A 22,992-nucleotide genomic window follows, 5' to 3' on the forward strand; every position below is an offset into this window, starting at 1 on the left:
AAGCCATGGCCAAAGAAGGCTCGGTAGCCCCCAAGGAACGCATCAACGTCACTTTCAAGCCTGCCACTGGTGGCGCACAGGAAGAGATCGAACTGCCGTTGAAACTACTGTCAATCGGTGATTACACCCACCGCAGGGACGAACGCAAAGTCGAAGATCGCAAGCCGATCAGCATCGACAAAATGACCTTCGACGAAGTGTTGGCAAAGCAGGAGTTGGAGCTGACCTTGAGCGTGCCGAACCGTCTTCAGGAAGACGGCGGCACTGAAGAACTGGCGGTGAAACTGCGCGTCAACTCGATGAAGGACTTCAACCCGGCCTCGCTGGTCAAGCAGGTGCCCGAACTGAAAAAACTGATGGACCTGCGCGACGCGCTTGTGGCCCTCAAAGGCCCGCTGGGTAACGCGCCTGCGTTCCGCAAAGCCATCGAAGGCGTGCTCGCCGACGATGAGTCCCGCGGTCGCGTACTGGGTGAGCTGGGCTTGAACGCCGCAGCCCAGGACGCCTGAGTCCCCATCAGCCAAGGAAGCCAAGACAATGACCACTAGTGCAGCGCAGCAGAACAGCAACGAGAACCGCGAATACAGCATTCTCGACAGCATCATCGCCGAAACCCGCCTGACTCCGGCCGACGAAGCCTACGACATCGCCAAGCGCGGTGTGTCGGCCTTCATTGAGGAGCTGCTCAAACCGCAGAACAACGGTGAGCCGGTCAAGAAAGCCATGGTTGACCGCATGATCGCCGAGATTGATGCCAAGCTCAGCCGTCAGATGGACGAAATCCTCCACCACCCGGACTTCCAGTCTCTGGAATCATCGTGGCGTGGCCTGCAGTTGCTGGTGGAGCGCACCAATTTCCGCGAAAACATCAAAATCGAAATCCTCAACGTCTCCAAGGACGACCTGCTGGACGACTTCGAAGATTCGCCGGAAGTGATGCAGTCGGGTCTTTACAAGCACGTCTACACCGCTGAATACGGTCAGTTCGGTGGTCAGCCGGTGGGCGCAATCATCGCCAACTACTTCATGTCCCCAAGCTCGCCGGACGTGAAATTGATGCAGTACGTGTCCAGCGTGGCCTGCATGTCCCACGCACCGTTCATCGCTGCGGCCGGCCCGAAATTCTTCGGTCTGGACAGTTTCACTGGTCTGCCGGACCTGAAGGACCTGAGGGATCACTTCGAGGGCCCGCAATTCGCCAAATGGCAGAGTTTCCGCCAGTCGGAAGACGCCCGTTACGTTGGCTTGACCGTGCCGCGTTTCCTGCTGCGTAACCCATACGATCCGGAAGAAAACCCGGTCAAATCGTTCGTCTACAAAGAAACCGTCGCCAACAGCCACGAGAACTACCTGTGGGGCAATACCGCGTATGCATTTGCTACCAGGCTGACCGACAGTTTCGCCAAGTTCCGCTGGTGCCCGAACATTATTGGCCCGCAAAGCGGTGGTGCAGTTGAAGACTTGCCGTTGCATCACTTCGAAAGCATGGGCGAAATCGAAACCAAGATTCCTACCGAGGTTCTGGTGAGCGACCGTCGTGAGTACGAACTGGCCGAGGAGGGCTTCATTTCCCTGACCATGCGCAAAGGGAGCGACAACGCGGCGTTCTTCTCCGCCAGTTCGGTGCAAAAGCCCAAGTTCTTTGGCATAGGCGCGGAAGGCAAGAGGGCGGAGTTGAACTACAAGCTCGGCACCCAGCTGCCTTACATGATGATCGTCAACCGCCTGGCTCATTACCTGAAAGTGCTGCAGCGCGAGCAACTGGGTTCGTGGAAGGAGCGCACTGACCTGGAGCGTGAACTCAACAAGTGGATCAGCCAGTACATCGCCGATCAGGAAAACCCTGGCACCGAAGTGCGTGGCCGTCGCCCGCTGCGCGCAGCCGAGATCATCGTCAGTGATGTCGAAGGCGAGCCAGGCTGGTACCGCATCAGCCTGAACGTGCGCCCGCATTTCAAATACATGGGTGCCGATTTCACCTTGTCGCTGGTTGGCAAGCTGGACAAAGAGTAAACGGAGCCTGACTCATGACTGGATACGGCAGCCTTTTCGAGCGCCTGGGGGGCGACGCGGACGGCCGCGCCGGCTGGAGTCGCGAGGTCTCGGCCATGGCATCCGTGGCTGCCCATCTGGCCAAGATGCTCAGCACCCGTGCGGGCAGCGTGCAAACGCTGTCCGATTACGGGCTCCCCGATCTTAATGACATGCGTCTGAGCCTGCACGACTCCCTGAGTCAGGCCCGTACGGCCATCGAAAGTTTCATCGAAGCCTACGAGCCACGCCTGAGCGCAGTGCATGTCATTTCCCTGCCGCGTGAACACGATCAGCTTCGGCTGGCCTTCAGTATCGAAGGCCTGCTGGAAGTGGACGGTTTCAAGCGACAGGTCAGTTTTACCGCGTGCCTGGATGGCAGCGGTCAAGTCAAGGTCAGCCAATGAAACGCGCATGTCCTGACATCCAAAAAGGCAGGAATCGAATAGCCATGAACACCGTTGAATCGAGGTGTTATCCGGACCCTGTGGCCGTGGGTGATTTGTTCGGCAGTCGGGCATTCAAGCCTTTTTTCATGAGTTCCAAAACCAGGCAGGTCCTCCGTGTCCTTTAACCACTACTACCAAAGCGAACTCACGGCACTTCGTCAGTTAGGTCGTCGCTTCGCCGAACGTAGTCCGGCACTGGCGCCTTTTCTCGGGCAGACCGGGCGGGATCCCGACGTGGAGCGGTTGCTGGAGGGGTTTGCGTTCTTGACCGGGCGTCTGCGCCAGAAGCTCGATGACGAGTTGCCGGAGCTTAGCCATTCGCTGATGCAACTGCTATGGCCCAACTATATGCGGCCGCTGCCGGCGTTCAGCATTTTGCAGTTCGATCCGTTGAAACGTTCCGGTCCGGCATTGATGGTCGAGCGCGATACACCGGTGGAAAGCGAGCCGATAGATGACGTGCATTGCCGCTTTCGCACCTGTTACCCGACTGAAGTCCTGGCGTTGGACCTGATTGCGCTGAATTACTCGGTGAAGGGCGACGGCTCGCTGTTGAGCCTGCGTCTGGAGATGAGCGCCGACGGTCACCTCGGTGAGCTGGAATTACGCCGCTTGCGACTGCACTTTGCCGGCGAGCGCTATATCAGTCAGATGTTGTACCTGAGTCTGCTGCGTAACCTGGAAAGCATCGAGCTGATTCCACTGGACGATGTCGGCAACCCGATTGGCGGCGTCAACGGCGTGTCTATGGCATTCAAGATGCCCGGCGACCGCGTGCAGCCGGTGGGTTTTGCTGAAGAAGAAGCGTTGATTCCCTATCCGCTGAACACCTTCCGCGGTTATCGCTACCTGCAAGAGTATTTTGCCTTCCAGGACAAATTCCTGTTCGTCGATATCAACGGCCTGGACCTGCTCAAGTCTTTGCCGGCTGACATTCTCAAACAGGTCCGTGGTCTGGAGCTGCGCTTTGACATCCGCAAGAGTGGAGTCCTGCGCATGCGTCCGACCCTGGATAACGTGAAGCTTCACTGTACGCCCATCGTTAATCTGTTCCGGCACGATGCACTGCCGATTCGTCTTGATGGCAAACAGGACGAGTACCTGCTGCTACCCGCCAAGTACGACCTGGACAGCTGCGGGGTATTTTCCGTGGAAAGTGTCACGGGTTGGAAACCCGGCGGACTCGGTTATCAGGCGTATGTTGCGTTCGAATCCTTCGAGCACGACCCTAGTTTTGACGTGCCCACCAGCCGTCCTCACTACAGCGTTCTCCAGCGCGCTTCTTCGTTGCACGACGGCCTCGACACTTACCTGAGCTTCGGGGTTCGTCACACCCAGGCCCATGAAACCCTGTCGGTCGAGCTGATGTGCACCAACCAGAACCTGCCGCGCAAGCTCAAGCCTGGCGACATCAAACGGGCCTGTGAGCAGACGCCGGAGTTCCTGAGCTTTCGAAACATTACCCCCGCCACTTCGAGCTTCGCGCCGCCGCTGAATCGTGACTTCCTCTGGAAGCTGATCAGCAATATGTCGCTTAACTATCTGTCGCTGGCTGACGTCAACGCACTGAAGGTCATTCTCGAAACCTATGACCTGCCGCGCTATTACGACCAGCACGCGGCCAAAGTCAGCGAACGCCTGCTAAGCGGCCTCAAGTCGATCAAACACCAATACGTCGATCGATTGCACCGAGGGTTACCGGTTCGTGGACTGCGTACCGAGCTGACCATCGACCCCCAAGGGTACATCGGCGAGGGCGACCTGTTTGTTTTTGCTTCGGTGCTTAACGAGTTTTTCGCACTTTACGCCAGCCTCAATTCGTACCACGAGCTGCGGGTAAAGAGCACACAGGGAGAGGTGTATCAATGGACACCACGTATGGGCCTGCAACCGCTTCTTTAAGCGGGCTGACTCGAGGTATACGCGAATACTCGCTGTTTCAGGCCGTGCTGTTGGTCGTTGACCGACTACGCGAAGCGCACCCTCATCTCAGCCAGGACGATTTGTACGACCAACTGGAATTCCAGGCCAATCCCAGTCTGGGGTTTCCAGGCAGTGATATTGATCGCGTTGAGTTCTTTCACGAAGACGGGCTGATGCGCGCTCGCTTGCGTTTCAACTTGATCGGGCTGGTTGGTTCAGGATCGCCCCTGCCGGCGTTTTACGCGGAACAGGCCTTGGGCGACAGCGAGGACGGCAACCCGACACGCAACTTCCTCGACCTGTTCCACCATCGCTTGCAACGACTGATGTTGCCGATCTGGAAAAAATATCGCTACCGCGCCAGTTTCGAGAGCGGTGCCCTCGACCCTTTTTCCTCCCGGCTATTTGCCCTGATCGGCCTCGGTGGTGAAGAGATCCGCCAAGCCCGGGAGCTGAACTGGAAGCGCCTGCTGCCGTATCTGGGCTTGCTCAGTTTGCGTGCGCACTCGGCTGCGCTGATCGAAGCGGTGCTGCGTTACTACTTCAAGCACGCCGATCTGACCATTGAACAGTGCATTGAGCGCCATGTGGACATTCTCGACGAACAACGTAATCGCCTGGGACAAGTCAATACCGCGCTGGGTGAAAACGTGGTGCTGGGGGAGAGCGTTCGTGATCGCAGCGGCAAGTTCCGGATCCACATTCGCGAACTGGACTGGCAGCGCTTTCATGAATTCCTGCCGATTGGTTTCGGGTACCAGCCGCTATGTGCGCTGGTGCGATTCACCCTGCGTGACCCGCTCGATTACGACATACGCCTGATGCTGCGCCGGGATGAAATTCGCGAACTGCGTATTGGTGAGCAAAACGCTTGTCGCTTGGGATGGACCAGTTGGCTCGGTCGCGAAAAAGCGGACGGCGTGGTGACTCTGGGCAGCAAAATTCATTAAGGACAGCTGACAAATGATTAACGTAGACCTGCAAAAGCTTATCCAGGCGCTCGATGCCGAAACCCGTCGTGACCTGGAAAGTTCCGCCGAGCGCTGTGTGACGCGTGGCGGCAGCAAGATCCTTATCGAAGACCTGCTGCTGGGGTTGCTGGAACGTCCGCAAGGCTTGCTTGCCCGCGCTTTGCAGGATGCTGAAGTCGATGCTGGTGAACTCAGTGCCGTGCTGCAAAGCCGGGTCGAGCACAGCGCTTCGCGCAACCCGGTATTCGCTCCGGAACTGGTGCAATGGCTGCAAGACGCCTTGCTGGTTGCCAACCTTGAACTGGGCCAGACCCAGGTCGAACAGGCTGCACTGATTCTCGCGTTGCTGCGTAATCCGATGCGCTATGCCGGCAGTCGCTACCAGCCGCTGCTGGCCAAATTGAATATCGACCGTCTGAAAGCGTTCGCCTTATCCCGCAAAGAACCATTGGACAGCGGCAAACCGATCGGATCGAGTGAGCTGCTGCTGCCGCGTTTTACCCACAACCTGACCCAACAAGCCCGTGACGGCAAGCTTGACCCGGTGCTGTGCCGCGACGACTCGATCCGGCAGATGGTCGACATCCTTGCTCGACGCCGCAAGAATAACCCGATCGTGGTTGGCGAAGCGGGCGTTGGTAAAACGGCGATCGTCGAAGGCCTTGCCTCGCGCATTGCTGCCGGTGAAGTGCCGCAGGTATTGAAGGGCGTCGAGTTGCTGTCTCTGGACATGGGCTTGTTACAGGCCGGTGCCAGCGTGAAAGGTGAATTCGAACGTCGCCTCAAAGGTGTGATTGACGAAGTCAAGGCTTCGCCCAGGCCGATCATCCTGTTCATCGACGAGGCCCATACCCTGATCGGCGCGGGTGGCAATGCCGGCGGTTCCGACGCCGCCAATCTGCTTAAACCGGCGTTGGCCAGAGGAGAGTTACGTACCATCGCTGCAACCACCTGGGTGGAGTACAAAAAGTACTTTGAAAAAGACCCGGCGCTGGCCCGCCGATTCCAACCGGTGCAATTGCACGAGCCAACCGTCAGCGAGGCGGTGACCATCCTTCGTGGCCTTGCTCGGGTATACGAGAAGAGCCACGGTATCTATTTGCGTGATGACGCAGTGGTCGCCGCTGCCGAGTTGTCCGCTCGATACCTGGCGGGTCGTCAACTGCCGGATAAAGCTGTCGACGTACTGGACACCGCCTGCGCCCGAGTGCGCATCAGCCTTGCTGCTGCGCCGCAAAGCCTGGAGCGGCTGCGCGGCGAGCTGGCTGAGGGTGGCCGTCAACGCCAGGCCCTGCGCCGCGATGCCGAGGCCGGTCTGCTGATCGACCGCGGAGCGCTGGATTCGCTGGACGCACGCCTGAGCCAGGCCGAATCCGAAAGGGTCGCGCTGGAAGCCCTCTGGACCGAACAGAAAACATTGGCTGAACATCTGCTGGAACTGCGCCGGCAATTGGCCAAGGCCCGTGAAGCCGTCGACGCAGAGCCGCCTGTGATGGTCGATGACGACGCCGAAGGCACCGTGATCGAAACCCTGCCCGTAGACGAAGCGCAAAGCGTCGAAACACTGGAAGCGACGCTCAACGAAACTCACCAAGCGCTGACCGAGATGCAAGTCAAAGAGCGACTGGTGAGCTTTGAGGTCTGCCCGCGGCTTGTGGCTGAAGTGATCAGTGCCTGGACCGGCGTGCCGCTGGCGCAGCTGGCCCGTGAGCATAATGCCAAGGTTGCCAGCTTCGCTGATGAACTGCGTACCCGCATTCGGGGTCAGGAACAGGCCATTCATGCCCTTGATCGCTCGATGCGCGCTACTGCGGCGGGCCTGAACAATCCCGATGCGCCCGAGGGTGTGTTTCTGCTGGTGGGCCCCAGTGGCGTCGGCAAGACCGAAACCGCGCTGGCCCTCGCTGATTTGTTGTACGGAGGTGATCGTTTCATCACCACCATCAATATGTCCGAATTCCAGGAAAAACATACCGTTTCGCGCCTGATCGGTGCACCGCCAGGCTACGTCGGCTATGGCGAGGGCGGCATGCTCACCGAAGCCGTGCGGCAGAAGCCCTATTCGGTCGTGCTGCTCGATGAAGTCGAGAAGGCCGACCCGGACGTGCTCAATCTGTTCTATCAAATCTTCGACAAGGGCGTAGTCAATGACGGTGAAGGGCGTGAGATCAACTTCCGCAACACACTCATTCTGATGACCTCTAACCTGGGGAGCGACCGTATCAGCGAGCTCTGCGAAAACGGTGCGCGGCCAACTGCCGAGGTACTTGAGCAAACCATTCGTCCAGTGCTCATCAAGCACTTCAAACCGGCACTGCTGGCGCGGATGCGCGTGGTGCCTTACTACCCGGTCGGTGGTCCGGTGCTGCGCGAGCTGATCGAAATCAAGCTCGGTCGTCTGGGCGAGCGCCTGAACCGTCGCCAGCTGGATTTCACTTACTCGCAGGGCCTCGTCGATCACTTGGCCGAACGCTGCACCCAAAGCGATAGCGGTGCGCGCCTGATCGATCACTTGCTGGACCTGCACGTACTGCCGCTGATTGCCGATCGCCTGCTGGATGCCATGACCACCGGGGAAACCCTCCAGCGTGTGCACGCCACGCTCGGTGGCGGCGGAGTGACTTGTGAGTTCGCCTGAGGTGGGAGTGATGTTCACTTCAGTGCCACAACCCCTGGCCTATGCCGAAGCGTTGTTAGCGCAGTTTTCCAGTCTGTCGCGAGCGATGGATGGCGTTACGTTGCTCAAGGAATTTGTACTCGGGTTGGCTGAACTCAGCCATTGCGAATTGACCCAGCTGTACTTGCTGGACGCCACCCACACCTCCCTGGAGATGAGCGCCGAGTGCCTCAACGGCAATCTGCAACCCCGGGAAACCGCCAGCTTGTCGGTGGATTACAACGGTGAGCAACTGCTGCAATTTGCGCTGTGCCAGAACCGTGTTGTGTGCATGAGTGAATTGAGCGGCAGCCTGCACGAGACCGGTTTTCTGCCGGCCCAGGCGAGGCCTTGGCAATCGCTGTTGTGCGTGCCGCTGATTAACCAGCAGAAGTCTGTGCAAGGGTTGTTGCTGTGCGCCAGCCATCGGCACGTTGAGCTGCAAGGCTTCGCCGACTCGTTTGGTCGACTTGGCTCGTTCGTGCTGGGCCATTTGCATTTGCTGCAGCGGTTGCGGCGACCAAGCGGCAATGTAGGGCCGACACCGGTCGTCGTTGCGAGTGCCAGCGGTTATGGCCTCACGGGTAAAAGCACAGCCATGCGCCGTGTGTATTCCCTGATCGGTAAAGTCCTGCACAGCCCCTATACCGTGCTGCTGGGTGGTGAAACGGGTACCGGCAAGGAGGTGGTGGCCAGGGCGATCCACGATGGCGGACCTCGTCGCTCTCAGGCATTCATCGTGCAAAACTGCGCCGCGCTTCCGGAAAACCTGCTCGAAAGCGAGCTGTTTGGTTACCGTAAAGGCGCCTTCACGGGTGCCGACAGAGACCGATCCGGCCTGTTCGACGCTGCCAATGGCGGGACCTTGTTGCTTGATGAGGTCGGTGACATGCCGCTGTCGTTGCAAGCCAAGCTGTTGCGAGTGCTCCAAGAGGGTGAGATTCGTCCGTTGGGCTCCAACGACACCCACAAGATTGACGTGCGCATTATTGCCGCGACACATCGGGATTTATCGGTGCTGGTCAGCGAGGGGAAGTTTCGCGAGGACTTGTACTACCGTCTCGCGCAGTTCCCTATTGAACTGCCGCCCCTGCGTCAACGCGAAGACGACATCCTCGAATTGGCACGGCACTTCGCCGACAAAGCCTGTGCGTTTTTGCAGCGTGATGAGGTGAGCTGGTCCAACGGAGTGCTGGATCTACTGGCCAGTTACGCATTCCCCGGCAACGTGCGTGAACTCAAGGGACTGGTCGAACGCGCGGTACTGCTTTGCGAAGGCAGCGAGTTGCTGGTGGAGCACTTCTCCCTACGTACGGACACCCTGCCCGAAGTCGGCAGCATGAACCTGCGCGAACGCCTGGAGCAGATCGAGCGCAGCCTGCTGATCGACTGCCTGCGCAAGAACGACGGTAATCAGACCCTCTCGGCCCGCGAGCTTGGCCTGCCACGACGCACATTCCTCTACCGCCTTGGTCGCCTGAACATCAACACGGGAAACGTTGATGGGTAGGCCAGACGCACCCGGTTTCAATTCATCCGCTTTTAACAGCCTCAACCCTAAGGGCCAGTGCCTTGTGCTGCCCCTGGAGACCCTCTGATGTCTATTCGTCACTGGCAAGCCGTCCTGCTGACAGTTGTCGTTCTATGTGGCCTAGCCGCCTGCAACGGCAATTACAAATACAACGACAACACCTATCGCCCATTGGGTGATCCGCAGTCGGTCAATCGCGGCAAGTGACCGCAAGGAGCATCATCATGGAACTGATTTTCGAAATGCTGAGCACCAAGCAGCCCGTACCGATGGAGTTGTGGCGCAAGACTTTCAAGCAGGCTGGTGGCGTGATTGGGCGGAACGGGGACTGCGACTGGATTATCCCGGACATCCACCGACACATGTCTAACCGACACGCCTTGATCAGCTACAGCGAAGGCGCGTTTTTCCTGACCGATACCAGTAGCAACGGTATTTCGTACAGCGGCAGCGGCGCACTACTGCCCAAGGGCGTGGCAGTACGTATCGAGCACGGCAGCGTGTATGTGCTGGGTGATGTGGAGATCCGTGCACGGCTGGTTCGTGATCCGGCCAATTTCGAGGTGGAAGTCGGTCGTCCGCAACCCGCGGGCAGTGTCATTCCTGACGATGCATTTTTCGACCTCGACCCGTTGAACGCTCTCAATCGGGAGGACGGTGCGTGCTCGGACATCGACCCGCTGATCTCACCGGGCAAGGCCAACGAAGAGCCCTGTCAGCGAGCCGACTATGCCCGTATCGACATGGAAAGTCTCAGGGTGCCGGAGCTGATTGATGCCCCGGCGGCGCCTGAGCCCGAACCGGCACCGATAGAGGTCGAGCGTCAGGCTGACGGTTTCTGGGAAAAGTTTGCCGACGCCTTGGGCGTGGATCTCGACGGCCTTGATCATGACGCCAAAGAAGCCCTGGCGTTGAGAGCCGCGTGTTTGCTCAAGCAGAGCGTCGGCGGTCTCCAGCAGAGCCTGCGTACACGAAGCGAGCTGAAAAACGAGTTGCGGCTTGCGCAGACCACGGTGCATGGCTCGCAAAAGAACCCGTTGAAGTTCGCTGTTGATACCGGTGAAGCGCTGGGCATTCTTCTGCAACCGGGCAAGCCGGGGCAGCTATCGGCTGAACAGGCCATATCCCGTGCGTTCCGCGATTTACAGGCACATCAGGTGGCCTTGCTCACAGCGAGCCGAACCGCCGTTCGCAGCACCTTGGAATACTTCTCGCCTCAGCAGCTCACCCTGCGTTTCGAGCGTGACAACAAACCGTTGCTCGCCACCGCTGGCAGTCATTGGAGAGCTTATGGGCGTTATCACCAGGCGTTGTGCCAGGACGATGACTGGTGTGAGCGCCTGATGGCCCGTGACTTCGCCCAGGCCTACGAAGAACAGATCCGACTGATCTCCACCCTCCACACCGACCACCAAGGATGATGCGCATGTCTCGCCGCTTGACTGTTTTTTCCAAGGCGCTGCCTGCGCTGACCACCCTGGCGCTGTTGGCGGGTTGCTCGACGCTATCGCCGTATTCCCACGTCACCAAACTCAACCTGAAGCTGACGGCCAGCGATCAGTTGAACCCGGACCTTAATGGCCGTCCGTCGCCGATAGTCATACGCCTGATCGAACTCAAACACCCGGTAGCTTTCGAGAGCGCGGACTTCTTCAGCCTGTACGAGCGCGCCAAGGATTCCCTGGCTCCGGACATGGTTGCCAGCGAGGAGCTGGAAATGCGGCCGGGTGAAACGATCGAACTCAAACTGAGTGTGAAGGAGGGCAGTCGCTACGTCGGTGTCCTCGCCGCCTACCGTGATCTTCCGGATAGCAAATGGCGCCACACCCTGCGAGTCACTCCGGAGCAAGTCACCGACGCTGACCTGTCTCTCGACGAGAGCGGCATTCGCAACACCCATGAATCGCTCGCCAAAGTGGATGACTGACCCATGAACACCCATAAAGTCATTTGGCAGGAAGGCATGTTGCTGCGTCCGCAGCACTTCCAGCACAACGATCGCTACTACGACCACCAGATGAAGACCCGCACCCAATTGCTGGGCAGCTACATCTGGGGCTTCCTCAACCTGGACATCGACTCGCAGTTTCTCAACATGGGCAAACTGGTGATCAGCCAGGCCTCCGGGATTCTGCCCGACGGGAGCCTGTTCGAGCTGGGCGGCAACACCGAGCCGCTGGCCCTGGACGTGCCCCCAAACACTGGCAATACGCCGGTTTATCTGGCGCTGCCACTGGTCACCGGCAATCACATCGAGGCCCGTCGCCCGGAGCAGTCGGACGTGCTGGCGCGCTATACCACGTACGAGGCGCAGGTGACCGACTCCAACGCGGGCGACGACTCCGCCAGTCAGATCAATTGCGCGCTTCCGGATTTCAAACTGTTGCTTGGCGAGCAGCAGAACGATCAGGCGTATGTGAAGCTGAAAATCTGCGCAGTGCTCGACAGCACGCCGGACGGAGTGATCAGGCTGGACCCGGAGTTCGTACCGACCTACATCCAGGCCCACGCCTCCAGCTATCTGCTGTCGTGTCTGAAGGAAGTGATCAGCATGCTCGGTCACCGGGGTGACACCATCGCTGAGCGGATCCGCTCCAATGGCAAGGTGGGTGGCGCGGAGGTCGGTGACTTTATGATGCTTCAACTGATCAATCGTACCGAACTACTCCTGCGCCACTACCTCAGCCTCGAACAGGTACACCCGGAAGAGTTGTACCGCACGCTGCTGACCATGCTTGGCGATCTGGCGACCTTCTCCAGCGACAGTAAGCGTCCACGTCTGGACAGCCGTTATCAGCACAGCGACCAAGGGGCGAGCTTTGGCAAATTGATGGATGCGATCCGGCAGGTGCTGTCGATGGTGCTGGAACAGCACGCCATCGAACTGGTGCTGCAAGCGCGTCAGTACGGAATCGTCGTCTCGCCGTTGCACGACCATAAACTCTTGGGCTCGGCTTCGTTCGTGCTGGCGGCCAGTGCCAACTGCGACTCCGAAGAATTGCGCCATCGCTTGCCGGCGCACCTCAAGGTCGGCCCGGTGGAAAACATCCGCCAACTAGTCAACCTGCATCTGCCGGGCATCAAGGTCAAACCGTTGCCCGTGGCTCCACGGCAGATCGCGTTCCACTCCAACAAAACCTATTTCATCCTCGAACTCAGTTCCGAAGACCAGGCGCAACTCGAGCGCTCAGGCGGCTTCGCGTTTCACGTGTCCGGCGAATTTGCCGAGCTTGAACTGAAATTCTGGGCCATCAGGAACTGACCGACATGAACAAGGACACGGAATACAGCCAGGACGAGCAAACTGTTCTTCTCGACCGTAAGGGCCACGGCCCTGCGTCGGGTCCGCTGACCGACCTCGCCGCGCCGCCGCGTTTCGAGCAGCTTGAAGAGCGGATGATCTACGCCGCGCGACTGCGCCCGGCAGAAACGTTCAACGTCAGCCTCAACTCGCTGGTGGCCGCCGCCTCCGGGCTGTTATCGGAAGTGGTGCGCCTCAAGCACAGCGATGGCCCTGAAAATCTGCGCGAGCTCAACGTGCGACTGACCAACGTGCTGAACCTGTTTGAAAGCAGCGCGTATCACAACGGCGCCGAAAGCGGTCATGTGTCGACCGCCCGTTACGTGCTCTGCACCGTCGCTGACGAAGCGGTCGTCACCACATCGTGGGGCAACGAAAGCGATTGGTCGCAGATGAGCTTGCTCAGCAGCTTCCACAACGAAACATTCGGCGGCGAGAAATTTTTCGTACTGCTTGATCAGATGTCGAAAAACCCGGCCAAGCACCTGCCGATGCTGGAACTCATGTACCTCTGCTTGTCCCTGGGCTTTGAAGGCAAGTACCGGGTACAAGCCCGCGGCATGCTCGAGCTCGAAGGCATCCGCGACGCCCTGTATCGCCAGATTCGTCAACTGCGCGGCGATGTGCCACGGGAATTGTCGCCCCATTGGGAAGGTTTGAACGATCAGCGCCGCACCCTGGTGCGTATCGTGCCCGCGTGGATGATCGTGCTGTTCACCATCGTGTGCCTGGTGGTGATGTATTCGGGTTTTGCCTGGGTATTGGGCGAGCAACGCGAAACCGTTCTGCAACCTTATCAGCAGTTCGATCCGGCCGCGGTTCAACCTCGGCCGCTGCCGTAAACAGGGACGAGTGATGAAAAAGATTTTCAAGAAAGTCGGCGCGTTCTTGCGCAAGACCTGGGTCTGGACCCTGCTGCTGGTGATGTTCGTCGCGCTGCTGGTGTGGTTCGTCGGGCCGCTGTTGGCGGTAGACGACTACAAGTTCTGGGAAGCCTCGACCTCCCGCCTGCTGACCATCAGTGCGCTGTCGCTGATCTGGGGGCTGACAATGGTCTTCGTTGGCTGGCGCGCGGGTGTACGCAAGAAAGCCATCGAAGACAGTGAAGGTGGGCAGGATCGAATCCGCCGTGAAGAGCTGATCGACGAGGCACAGAAGGAGTTGAAGGCGCGTTTCAAGGATGCGCTCAAGACCCTGAAGACCTCGAGCCTGTATCGCGGTCGCAGCGAACGCTGGCGCGGTGATTTGCCCTGGTACTTGCTGATCGGACCGCAGGGCAGCGGCAAGACCAGTTTGCTGGACTTCTCGGGCCTTGAGTTTCCGATCAACAAGATCGACCGCAAACTGACCCGTGACACCCGCGGCACAAGCCACTGTGACTGGTATTTCGCCGACCATGGCGTACTGATCGACACCGCTGGCCGTTACATGACCCAGGCAGATACCGTCGATACCCACGCCTGGAACACATTGCTCGACCTGCTACGCAAGGGTCGCCGCGACCGTCCATTGAACGGTGTGCTGGTGACCATTCCGGCGCATATCCTGCTCAACGATGAACAGGACATTGAATCCCTGGCCCACTCGGTGCGTGCGCGCCTGCAAGAGGTGCATCAGAAATTGCACGTGGATGTGCCGATTTACCTTGTATTGAGCAAGGCCGATGGCCTGCCGGGCTTTGAAGCGTTTTTTGACCAATTGACGCGTGATGAAAGCGATCAAGTGCTCGGTGCCACTTTCCGCAAGGACCAGAACGGTGCTGATGTGGCCGTGCTGCGCGGCGAGTTCGAGGCGTTGCTGTATCGCCTCAACAGTCAGTTGATCATGCGCATGCACCAGGAGCGTGACACCCGACGTCGTGGCCGCATCCTCGACTTTCCGCATCAACTGGGGCGAATCGGCGAGCGTCTGTGCCTGTTCGTGGATATGGCCTTCACCGGTAACCGCTACCAGCGTGGCAGCCAGTTGCGCGGCTTTTACCTGACAAGTTCGCCTTATCTGACTGAGGAAATGGACGAAACCGCCGCCAGTATTGGCGCCAAACTGGCCGTCAAGACCGGTGTGCTGCCGACCCTGCGCAATGGCCGCTCGCGCTTCGCGCACCATTTGTTCAGCCGAGTCATTTTTCCCGAGGCCGATCTTGCTGGCCTGGATAAACGCGAACGCAGCCGAATCCACTGGGGCCAACGTGCGCTGTACGTGGGTTCATTGGCCGTACTGGTGCTATTCGGGGTGCTCTGGGCCAGTGGTTTCTCTGCCAACTACGAGCGCCTGGAAAAGCTGCGCAGCCTGGCACAAGCCTGGACCCAACAACGCGCGACGCCAGCCACCGGCGATGACTCGATGGCGGTGCTCAAGACACTCGACACTCGCTACGCGGCAACTCAAGTGTTCCCGAAGAAAGGCGACGTGGGTTACCACGAGCGCGGGGGGCTGTATCAAGGCGAAGACGTCAGCCCCGTGGTCAAGGCCGCCTACGAACATGATCTTGAAGAGCAACTGTTGCCACAGGTCGCGATCCTGCTGGAAGGACAGATTCGCGCCAACATGAAGGATCGCGAGCGCCTGCTCAACAGCCTGCGTGCCTACCTGATGCTCAATTTCAAGGATCGCCGCGACGTGCCGTGGCTCAAGGACTGGGTAGCCGGCGAATGGTCCCGGCGTTACCCAGGCAATACCGACTTGCAAAACGGCTTGAACAACCACTTCGAGCGTTTGCTCAAGAAGCCGTTCATTTATCCGCTTAACGATCAGTTGGTGGCTCAGGCACGTCAGGTTCTGCGCAGCGAGTCCCTGGTCAACGTGGTGTACCGGATGCTGCGCGAGCAGGCCCGCATTCTGCCGGAGTACCGCTTGGGCCAACACCTGGGCCCCCAGGGGGCGAAGCTTGTCGGTACCGATTATGTGATCCCGGGGTTCTACACCCAGCAGGGCTATCAACAGTATTTTTCGGTGCAGGGCTCGATACTGGTCACCGATATCCTGCGTGACAACTGGGTTCTGGGTGAAGGCTCCGGCATCAGCGATATGGACTTGCGTCGCCTGATGATTGAGCTGGAACAGCTGTATTTTCGCGACTATGCCAATTACTGGGGTGAGGCGGTGGGCCGGGTCGCGTTGCCGGAAATCAGCGATTTCGCTGAAGTCGCGGAGCTGTTGGCGGGCCTGACGTCGGCCAATTCGCCGGTCCTGAAGCTGCTGGTTGAAGTGCGTGAAAACACTCGTTTTCCGGTGATCGCCGACCTGGCAAATGGCGCCGCCGATACGGCAGGGAAACTGGAGGACAAGGGCGGCAAGCTCGGAAAATTGGCGGTCGCTGCGGCAGGCAAGGCGTCTGAAACCCTGGTGAAAAAACTGCCGGATACCGCGAGGAAATCCCTGCAAAATCGTTTTGAATCGCTGCACCGCTTGCTCGATGACAACAACGGCCCAATTGCTGAGCTGACCCCGGTACTGTCCGCCCTCAATGACCTGCAAATGCAGATGGCCAGCCTGTCCCGTGCCAGTCTGCCAGAGCAAGCGGCGTTCGAAATGGCCAAGACCCGCATGGGCGGCCAGCGAGATGCGCTGAGCAGCTTGCGCCATGCGGCCGGCCGTCTGCCGCGTCCAGTGGGCGTGTGGTTCAACGTATTGGCTGAAGACACCTGGCGTCTGATACTCGGAGACTCCTACCGGTACCTGAATCACCGCTATCAAAATGAGCTGTACAGTTTCTACGACAAAGCGATCGGCAAGCGCTATCCGTTCAACGCCCACAGCGCCAGCGACGTGGCAATCAACGACTTCAGCGAGTTCTTCAAGGCGCAGGGCATTGCCGACCGCTTCTTCGACGGCTATCTGCGTCCGTTTGTCAGCGGTGATCCGGGTCACTACCGCATGCGTAGCCTTGATGGTCAGAGTCTGCCGATTTCCAGGGTCTACCTTGATCAGATGGCCGCTGCGTTGGTGATCCGCCAGAGCTTTTTCGCCAACAGCCCGGCCGAGCCTCAGGTGACGTTCAAACTGGAGCCTTACACCCTCGACCCGGCTGTCAGCCGTTCCGAGTTCAAGTTTGGCGACAAGACTATCGAATACCGCCATGGACCGATCGTGCCGGTGTCGTTCAAGTGGCCGAGCGACGCTGAAGACGGTCGTACCAGTCTGGTGCTCGACAAAATGGTCGGTCGCCCGCTGGGTATCGAGAAGAACACTGGCCCCTGGTCGCTGTTCCGTCTGTTCGATTTGATGCAGACCGAATACCTGAGCGGTCGCGACGTGCTGGTGCTCAAGGCTGATGTGGGCGGCCTGCGCGCCAACTACCTGCTCACCAGTCAGCGCACGCCCAACCCGTTCGACATGGGCGTATTGCGTAGCTTCCGCCTGCCGGCGCAGCTTTGATGCGGGTGCCCGGCCCCTGGCGTAGCGCCGCGCGCACCGACGCCGGCAAGGTTCGGGCGCGCAACGAAGACGCTTTCCTGGACGCTCCCCAACAGGGGCTGTGGGTGGTCGCGGACGGTATGGGCGGTCATCAGGGAGGCGATATCGCCAGCCAGTTGATCGTCGCCAGCCTGGCGGAATTGCCCGTGCGGGAAGATTTCGACGAACGACTCAAAGGGATTCGCCAGTGCTTGCACTGGCTCAACCGCCGTCTGGGTCAAGAGTTGACGGTTGTTGCAGGGAGCCATGACAGCATCATGGGCAGCACCGTGGTGGCACTGCTGGTTGAGGGCAATCGCGCGGCCTGCGTCTGGGCCGGTGACAGCCGCTGCTACCTGTGGCGTGATCAGCGTTTGTATCAGCTGTCCAAGGACCATTCACTGCAACAACAACTGATCGACGAACAGCACATGAGCGCGGAACAGGCCAAGGACCATCCCGCAGCGCATGCCCTGACCCGCGCGGTCGGTGCGGCCGCGCAATTGACCCTGGATGTACTGGAACTTGAGGTGTATCCCGGCGATGCGTTTTTGCTCTGCAGCGATGGTTTGTACAACGGGTTGAGTATCGACGCCTTGTGCAGCGCCTTGAGCCTGACGGCTCCCCATGTTGCCTTGGCGCGTCTGTTCGACGGGGCTCTGCGAGGCTCGGCCCGGGATAATCTGACCGCCGTGGTGATCCGGCAATGAGTGAGCTCATTCGGTCGATCGACGACGTACCGGACAGCGAAGAGCAGGATAGCAATCTGACCTACTTTGCATACGCCGCGTCGCAAAAGGTTGAAGCGGCACGGGCGCCTACCAAGGACAGCATCGGTGAGCTACCCGATGTACTGGCAGGCCGTTACCGCATCGAGCGCCTGATAGGTGCCGGAGGCATGGGCCTGGTTTACCGTGCACGGGACTTGCTGGGCGAACAGTTCGGCGATCCGTCCCCTTACATTGCATTGAAAATCCTCAGCGAAGAATTTTCCGAGTCGCCGGACGCCAGTGCTTTGCTTTACAGCGAGTTCGCCATGACCCGGTACCTGCGTCACGACAACGTGCTGCGTTTGTACAGCTTTGAAGTGGACACCGATTGCCAGCGTGCCTTCATCACCATGGAGCTCATGCGCGGGTTAACCCTGGACAAACTCCTTTGCGAACGGCCGTTGGGTCTGCCGTGGAGAGAACTGCGCGACATCGCGCTGCCGCTGCTCGATGCACTGGCCTATGCCCATGCTCGCGGCGTGCTGCATGGTGATATGAAGCCGAGCAATGTGATGCTCAGCGAAGAAGGGGTGCGCTTGTTTGACTTCGGTCTTGGCCAGGCGGAGAAAGACGTCCTGCCGGGCCTGCCGTACTTGAGTCGCGAACGCTTCAACGGCTGGACTGCCAGTTACGCCCCTCCGGAGTTACTGGAAGGTCAGCCGCTTTTGGCCAGCGCCGATGTCTACGCAGTGGCCTGTGTGATCTATGAGCTGGCCGGAGGAAGGCACCCATTTCGCCGCTTGCCCTCGACCCAGGCTCGCAATGAGCATCTGGAGCGCGAGCTGCGAGCGCCTGAGCACCTGCCGAAACACTGCTGGCCAGCCTTGCGGGCAGCATTGGCTTTTGACGTGGCTGATCGAACGATCACTGCCAGTCAATTGCATGACACTTTCGCTGTCACTCCATCCTGGCTGCAACGTTTGATTCCTCGGCGCAACTGAGGACTTCAGATGACCAAGCCCGGTTCATCTGCGTGAATCACCGGAAAATTTGGGTTTGTGCTTCGCAACCCTTGCCAGCGCATATGCGATTTTGATCTCGTTTTAGCGTAAAAAATTACTTTAAGAAATAAGCGTCTGGCTCAATGATTCACCCACCGATTCGTCGTTTGGGGGAGTTTGGTTCGCGTATCGGGTTATTCGCAAAAGACCGCAGGAGTCAATCAATGGGCATTGCGGAAGCGGACCTGAGTGCCGTGAAGTGTTGGCGATTTGTGTCGGCCAAGCAGGGGGATGTGCCGGGTCAACCACCCGATGTCGATATTCATGAAACCGAAACCTGTTTCACGCGAAATGGTTATACGAGGAGTACACCATGACGTCGTGGGTATCTTCTCTGTATTCCCGCTTCAAGTCCAAGGACCCGGAAGTGCGGGTGCAGTTGCAGGCCGATGACGGGGTGAATTACGGCGAGGTGGCGCGAGCCATGGCGTCCATCGAGCGGGCAGGCATCACCAGGTTGTCGGTGATTACCGCGCGCTGACAGATTTACGATTTTCCGGGGCCGTCTCCTTGGCAGGGTGCGGCCCCTTTTTTATTCCGCAAAAACACCAGTCCCTGTGGGCGCGGGCCTGCTCGGGACGGCTGAGTGTCAGTCGACATCGCTGTGTCTGAAGTACCGCTATCGCGAGCAGGCTCGCTCCCACAAGGATTGGTTGCATATTCGATATAGGTCTTAATAAATAGCTTCTTATTCCTTAACGAATATAAATCCCGTCCCTATACTCGATCAGGAACAGACACGCAGCAGGAGAGCTCCCCCATGCGCAACGAATCCATTCGCTATCTGATTGTGCCGGGCTGGCAAGGATCGCCAGAAGATCATTGGCAAAGCCATTGGCAGAACAGCCTGCCGAACAGCGCACGGGTGGAGCAGGCTGACTGGCTGACGCCGCGTCGTGAAGACTGGGTTGCCGCGCTGGCCGAAGCGATTGCCGCCGACAGCACGCCGGTGATCTTGATCGCCCACAGCCTGGGTTGCATCACCGTCGCGCATTGGGCGGCGACCGCGCCCGTGCAGTTTCTGCGGCAGGTTCGCGGTGCCTTGCTGGTCGCGCCGGCGGACGTCGAGCGTCCCGCCTGCGCGCCGGCCCTGCGTAATTTCGCACCGATTCCAGGTGATCTGCTGCCCTTTCCCAGCCAGGTCGTCAGCTCCGACAACGACGCCGCCGTCAGTGCACCACGCGCCCTGGAACTGGCGCGCAACTGGGGTGCTGAAGCGGGGATTCTGGCGGGTGCCGGGCACATCAATGTGAAGTCGGGTCACCAGCGCTGGGAGCAGGGTTTTGCCTATCTCTACCGTCTGCAAAACCGCATGGAACATCACGCCCTGCGTCGCGCCTGAGCCTTTGGCTTTTTTCATTTTTAAATAACGCCCCCGTCTCCCGGCGGTTTTTGGGCGGGAGTCTGCCATGAGCTTTGAAACCTTCGGCCAGCCGCTGCTGACCTTTCCCGATGCTGAAAAAAGTCCCCTGAGCATCCGCGCCAAGGCGCTGGTGTTCGTCGATCCGCGTTCCCGGCAATTGCGCCAGGATCTCGAACAACTGGCGCCGCGTTCGATCTCGGTGCTGATCCGAGGCGAAACCGGCAGCGGCAAGGAGTTGCTGGCCCGGCACATTCATCGCGCCAGCGATCGCGGCGGGTTGTTTGTCTCGGTCAATTGCGGCGCCATCAGCCCGACCTACGCTGACGCGGAATTGTTCGGTTATGCCGCAGGCAGTTACAGCGGCTCGGCCAGCAGCCGCGCCGGCTGGTTCGGCTCGGCCAATGGCGGCACCTTGTACCTGGACGAGATTGGTGATCTTCCGCTGCCGATTCAGATCAAATTGCTCGCTGCCCTGGAAAACCACGAAGTGACCCGTGTCGGCGCGCACCAGCCAAGCCCGGTGGACGTGCGCCTGGTGGCCGCCACCAGCATCGACCTGGCCCAGGCCGTCGCTGCCGGCAAATTCCATGAGCGGCTCTATCACTACCTCAGCGAAGGCCAGCTCGAACTGCCGGCCTTGCGCGAGCGGGTGGGCGATATTCTGTCGCTGGCCGAATACTTCCTCGGCATCTACAGCCAACGCCTGGACCTGCCCGTGCCGCTGATCAGCGAGGCCGCGCAAGCGGTGCTGGAACGCCACTCCTGGCCGGGCAACACCCGAGAGCTGGAAAACGTCATCCACTTTGCGTTGCTGGTGAGCACCGGCGACGAGATTTTGCCCGAGCATTTGAATTTGCCGGACGAAGGACTGGCGCAAATTGAACGGCAACTCCAACAGATTCTCGCCAAGGGTTCCGCCACAGAAAAAGACGCCCTTAAACAAATACTTAAGCAAACCGGCCTCCTGTAGGAGCGAGCCTGCTCGCGATGAACCTGAGAGCGCCGCGGGGGGGTCAGGTGCCCAACATTATCGTTGACGACCATCGCGAGCCTGCTCGCGATGAACCTGAGAGCGCCGCGGGGTGTCAGGTGCCCATCGTTATCGTTGACGCCCATCGCGAGCCGGCTCGCTCCTGCAAGGCAATGTGCGAGCTAGAGCTGTATGAACAAAATGGAATATGAAAGTGAATAAAAGATATTGTTCGGGAATAAAAAATCCCGGTATTGTCCGCTTCACGCCAGCGATAGCACTTCACTGGCACCACAATATTTAGCCGTCGCCACAAGCGACTGTGATTTTCGATAAGGACACTGCATGAAAAAGGTTCTGTTGTTCACCGCACTGGCGGCTGCCCTGACTGCGGGCCTGGCCCAGGCGGGCGAGAAACTGGTGGTAGCGGCGACCCCGATTCCACACGCCGAGATTCTTGAACTGATCAAACCCACCCTCGCCAAAGAAGGCGTGGACCTGGAAATCAAAGTCTTCACCGACTACGTTCAGCCGAACGTGCAGGTCGACCAGAAGCGTCTGGACGCCAACTACTTCCAGACCCTGCCGTACCTGAAAAGCTTCAACGAAGGTAAAGGGACTCACCTGGAAACCGTGATCGGCGTGCACGTCGAACCGTTCGGTGGCTACTCGAAGAAAGTCAAAACCCTGGCTGAGCTGAAGGACGGCGCGACCATCGCCATCCCGAACGAAGGCAGCAACAGCGGCCGTGCCCTGATCCTGCTGCAGAAGGCAGGCCTGATCGAGTTGAAAGACCCGAAAAACGCCCTGGCTACCCCGAAAGACATCGCCAAGAACCCTCACAACTTCAAGTTCAAGGAACTTGAGTCGGCCATGCTGCCGCGCGTGCTGGATCAGGTCGACCTGGACATGATCAACACCAACTACGCGCTGGAAGCGGGTCTGAACCCGGCTAAAGACGCACTGGTGATCGAAGGTGCCGATTCGCCTTACGTGAACTTCCTGGTCGCTCGTCCGGACAACAAGGACAGCGTGGCCATGCAGAAATTGGCCAAAGCCCTGACCAGCCCGGAAGTGAAAGCGTTCATCGATAAGAAGTACAACGGCGCGGTACTGCCGGCGTTCTGATTGACGCGGTAAACCCCTTCAAGGTTTGAAACGCCGACGGCTGATACAGCGTCGGCGTTTTTTTGCGTGTGCACATTACATGTGGGAGCGAGCCTGCTCGCGAAGAGGCGTGTCAGTCGACGTTAATGTTGGCTGATGCGCCGCCTTCGCGAGCAGGCTCGCTCCCACTGATTCGCCCAAAACCCCTCAGGCCTCATTTGCCTTTAATGCCCTGCGCAACGCCACCAATAATTTCACGACGTCCTGTGGATTCATCGGCTTAGGCACTTTTGCGTCTGCCATTTTCTCTTCCTTGTGAGTCGTTGGCCGGGGAGTCTGGCCAAAAGCGGTCCGTCCTTGGAGGGGCATCTTGAAAAATAGATCCTTCCTACGGCGCAAAGGAAAATAGACGTCTTCCGTTGCCTCGGCAACGTTCCTCATCGCGCTCAATGATCATTGCGAGCTTGATCGCGATTCGATATTTCAGGAATCGCCCAATCCGGTCTGCGAGGATAGCGCCGTCC

18 protein-coding genes and 1 pseudogene are annotated in these 22,992 nt (G+C 59.0%); all 19 read left to right on the forward strand.

Features of this window, described 5'->3' with window-relative positions; genetic code table 11:
• The first annotated feature begins 5 nt into the window (after positions 1-5).
• The 19 genes and pseudogenes from tssB (at position 6) to ACGJAX_RS07060 (ending at position 22,489) form a co-directional block, all read left to right on the forward strand.
• Positions 6-509 carry a type VI secretion system contractile sheath small subunit gene (gene tssB, locus ACGJAX_RS06970; RefSeq protein ID WP_390958062.1) on the forward strand — a complete coding sequence of 168 codons (504 nt, stop codon included), beginning with the start codon at positions 6-8 and terminating at the stop codon, positions 507-509.
• Positions 510-537: 28 nt separating this feature from the next.
• Entirely contained in the window at positions 538-2,013 is a 1,476-nt protein-coding gene (gene tssC, locus ACGJAX_RS06975; protein WP_390958064.1) for a type VI secretion system contractile sheath large subunit, read from the forward strand.
• A gap of 14 nt (positions 2,014-2,027) precedes the next feature.
• Positions 2,028-2,438: a type VI secretion system baseplate subunit TssE gene (gene tssE / locus ACGJAX_RS06980; protein WP_248916123.1), complete on the forward strand. Its 411-nt coding sequence runs from the start codon at positions 2,028-2,030 to the stop codon at positions 2,436-2,438.
• 156 nt (positions 2,439-2,594) lie between these two features.
• Positions 2,595-4,382: a type VI secretion system baseplate subunit TssF gene (gene tssF, locus ACGJAX_RS06985; protein WP_390958066.1), complete on the forward strand. Its 1,788-nt coding sequence runs from the start codon at positions 2,595-2,597 to the stop codon at positions 4,380-4,382.
• Positions 4,346-5,353 (forward strand): type VI secretion system baseplate subunit TssG, encoded by a 1,008-nt coding sequence (tssG, locus tag ACGJAX_RS06990; RefSeq protein WP_390958068.1) that lies wholly within the window; start codon positions 4,346-4,348, stop codon positions 5,351-5,353. The genes tssF and tssG overlap by 37 nt, the downstream gene beginning before the upstream one ends.
• Positions 5,354-5,366: 13 nt before the next feature.
• Entirely contained in the window at positions 5,367-8,012 is a 2,646-nt protein-coding gene (tssH, locus tag ACGJAX_RS06995; RefSeq protein ID WP_390958070.1) for a type VI secretion system ATPase TssH, read from the forward strand.
• Positions 8,013-8,022: 10 nt separating this feature from the next.
• Positions 8,023-9,540, forward strand: a complete 1,518-nt coding sequence (locus tag ACGJAX_RS07000) for a sigma 54-interacting transcriptional regulator (RefSeq protein ID WP_390958072.1) — start codon at positions 8,023-8,025, stop codon at positions 9,538-9,540.
• An 87-nt stretch (positions 9,541-9,627) separates the two neighbouring features.
• Positions 9,628-9,768 carry a type VI secretion protein gene (locus tag ACGJAX_RS07005; protein ID WP_248916128.1) on the forward strand — a complete coding sequence of 47 codons (141 nt, stop codon included), beginning with the start codon at positions 9,628-9,630 and terminating at the stop codon, positions 9,766-9,768.
• Between the two features lie 17 nt (positions 9,769-9,785).
• Positions 9,786-10,982: a type VI secretion system-associated FHA domain protein TagH gene (gene tagH, locus ACGJAX_RS07010; RefSeq protein ID WP_390958074.1), complete on the forward strand. Its 1,197-nt coding sequence runs from the start codon at positions 9,786-9,788 to the stop codon at positions 10,980-10,982.
• A gap of 5 nt (positions 10,983-10,987) precedes the next feature.
• Complete coding sequence (gene tssJ / locus ACGJAX_RS07015) at positions 10,988-11,488, forward strand: type VI secretion system lipoprotein TssJ (protein ID WP_390958076.1); 501 nt, start codon at positions 10,988-10,990, stop codon at positions 11,486-11,488.
• A 3-nt stretch (positions 11,489-11,491) separates the two neighbouring features.
• Positions 11,492-12,823 (forward strand): type VI secretion system baseplate subunit TssK, encoded by a 1,332-nt coding sequence (gene tssK / locus ACGJAX_RS07020; RefSeq protein WP_390958078.1) that lies wholly within the window; start codon positions 11,492-11,494, stop codon positions 12,821-12,823.
• Positions 12,824-12,828: 5 nt separating this feature from the next.
• Positions 12,829-13,704: a type IVB secretion system protein IcmH/DotU gene (gene icmH / locus ACGJAX_RS07025; protein ID WP_390958080.1), complete on the forward strand. Its 876-nt coding sequence runs from the start codon at positions 12,829-12,831 to the stop codon at positions 13,702-13,704.
• Positions 13,705-13,717: 13 nt separating this feature from the next.
• Positions 13,718-17,239 (forward strand): type VI secretion system membrane subunit TssM, encoded by a 3,522-nt coding sequence (gene tssM, locus ACGJAX_RS07030; protein WP_390958082.1) that lies wholly within the window; start codon positions 13,718-13,720, stop codon positions 17,237-17,239.
• Complete coding sequence (locus ACGJAX_RS07035; RefSeq protein ID WP_390958084.1) at positions 17,239-17,967, forward strand: protein phosphatase 2C domain-containing protein; 729 nt, start codon at positions 17,239-17,241, stop codon at positions 17,965-17,967. The genes tssM and ACGJAX_RS07035 overlap by 1 nt, the downstream gene beginning before the upstream one ends.
• Positions 17,964-18,968, forward strand: a complete 1,005-nt coding sequence (locus ACGJAX_RS07040) for a protein kinase domain-containing protein (RefSeq protein WP_390958086.1) — start codon at positions 17,964-17,966, stop codon at positions 18,966-18,968. The genes ACGJAX_RS07035 and ACGJAX_RS07040 overlap by 4 nt, the downstream gene beginning before the upstream one ends.
• Before the next feature lie 409 nt (positions 18,969-19,377).
• Positions 19,378-19,509, forward strand: a pseudogene (locus tag ACGJAX_RS07045) (ExbD/TolR family protein); the annotation flags it as partial.
• A gap of 279 nt (positions 19,510-19,788) precedes the next feature.
• Complete coding sequence (locus tag ACGJAX_RS07050) at positions 19,789-20,370, forward strand: alpha/beta hydrolase (protein WP_047536146.1); 582 nt, start codon at positions 19,789-19,791, stop codon at positions 20,368-20,370.
• 67 nt (positions 20,371-20,437) lie between these two features.
• A complete protein-coding gene (locus ACGJAX_RS07055; RefSeq protein ID WP_130211638.1) occupies positions 20,438-21,361 on the forward strand; it encodes a sigma 54-interacting transcriptional regulator in 924 nt (307 codons plus the stop codon).
• A gap of 345 nt (positions 21,362-21,706) precedes the next feature.
• Positions 21,707-22,489: a MetQ/NlpA family ABC transporter substrate-binding protein gene (locus ACGJAX_RS07060; protein WP_390958089.1), complete on the forward strand. Its 783-nt coding sequence runs from the start codon at positions 21,707-21,709 to the stop codon at positions 22,487-22,489.
• Positions 22,490-22,992 lie beyond the last annotated feature (503 nt).

The organism is Pseudomonas moorei, assembly GCF_042846945.1.
Taxonomy (GTDB): Bacteria; Pseudomonadota; Gammaproteobacteria; order Pseudomonadales; family Pseudomonadaceae; genus Aquipseudomonas; species Aquipseudomonas moorei.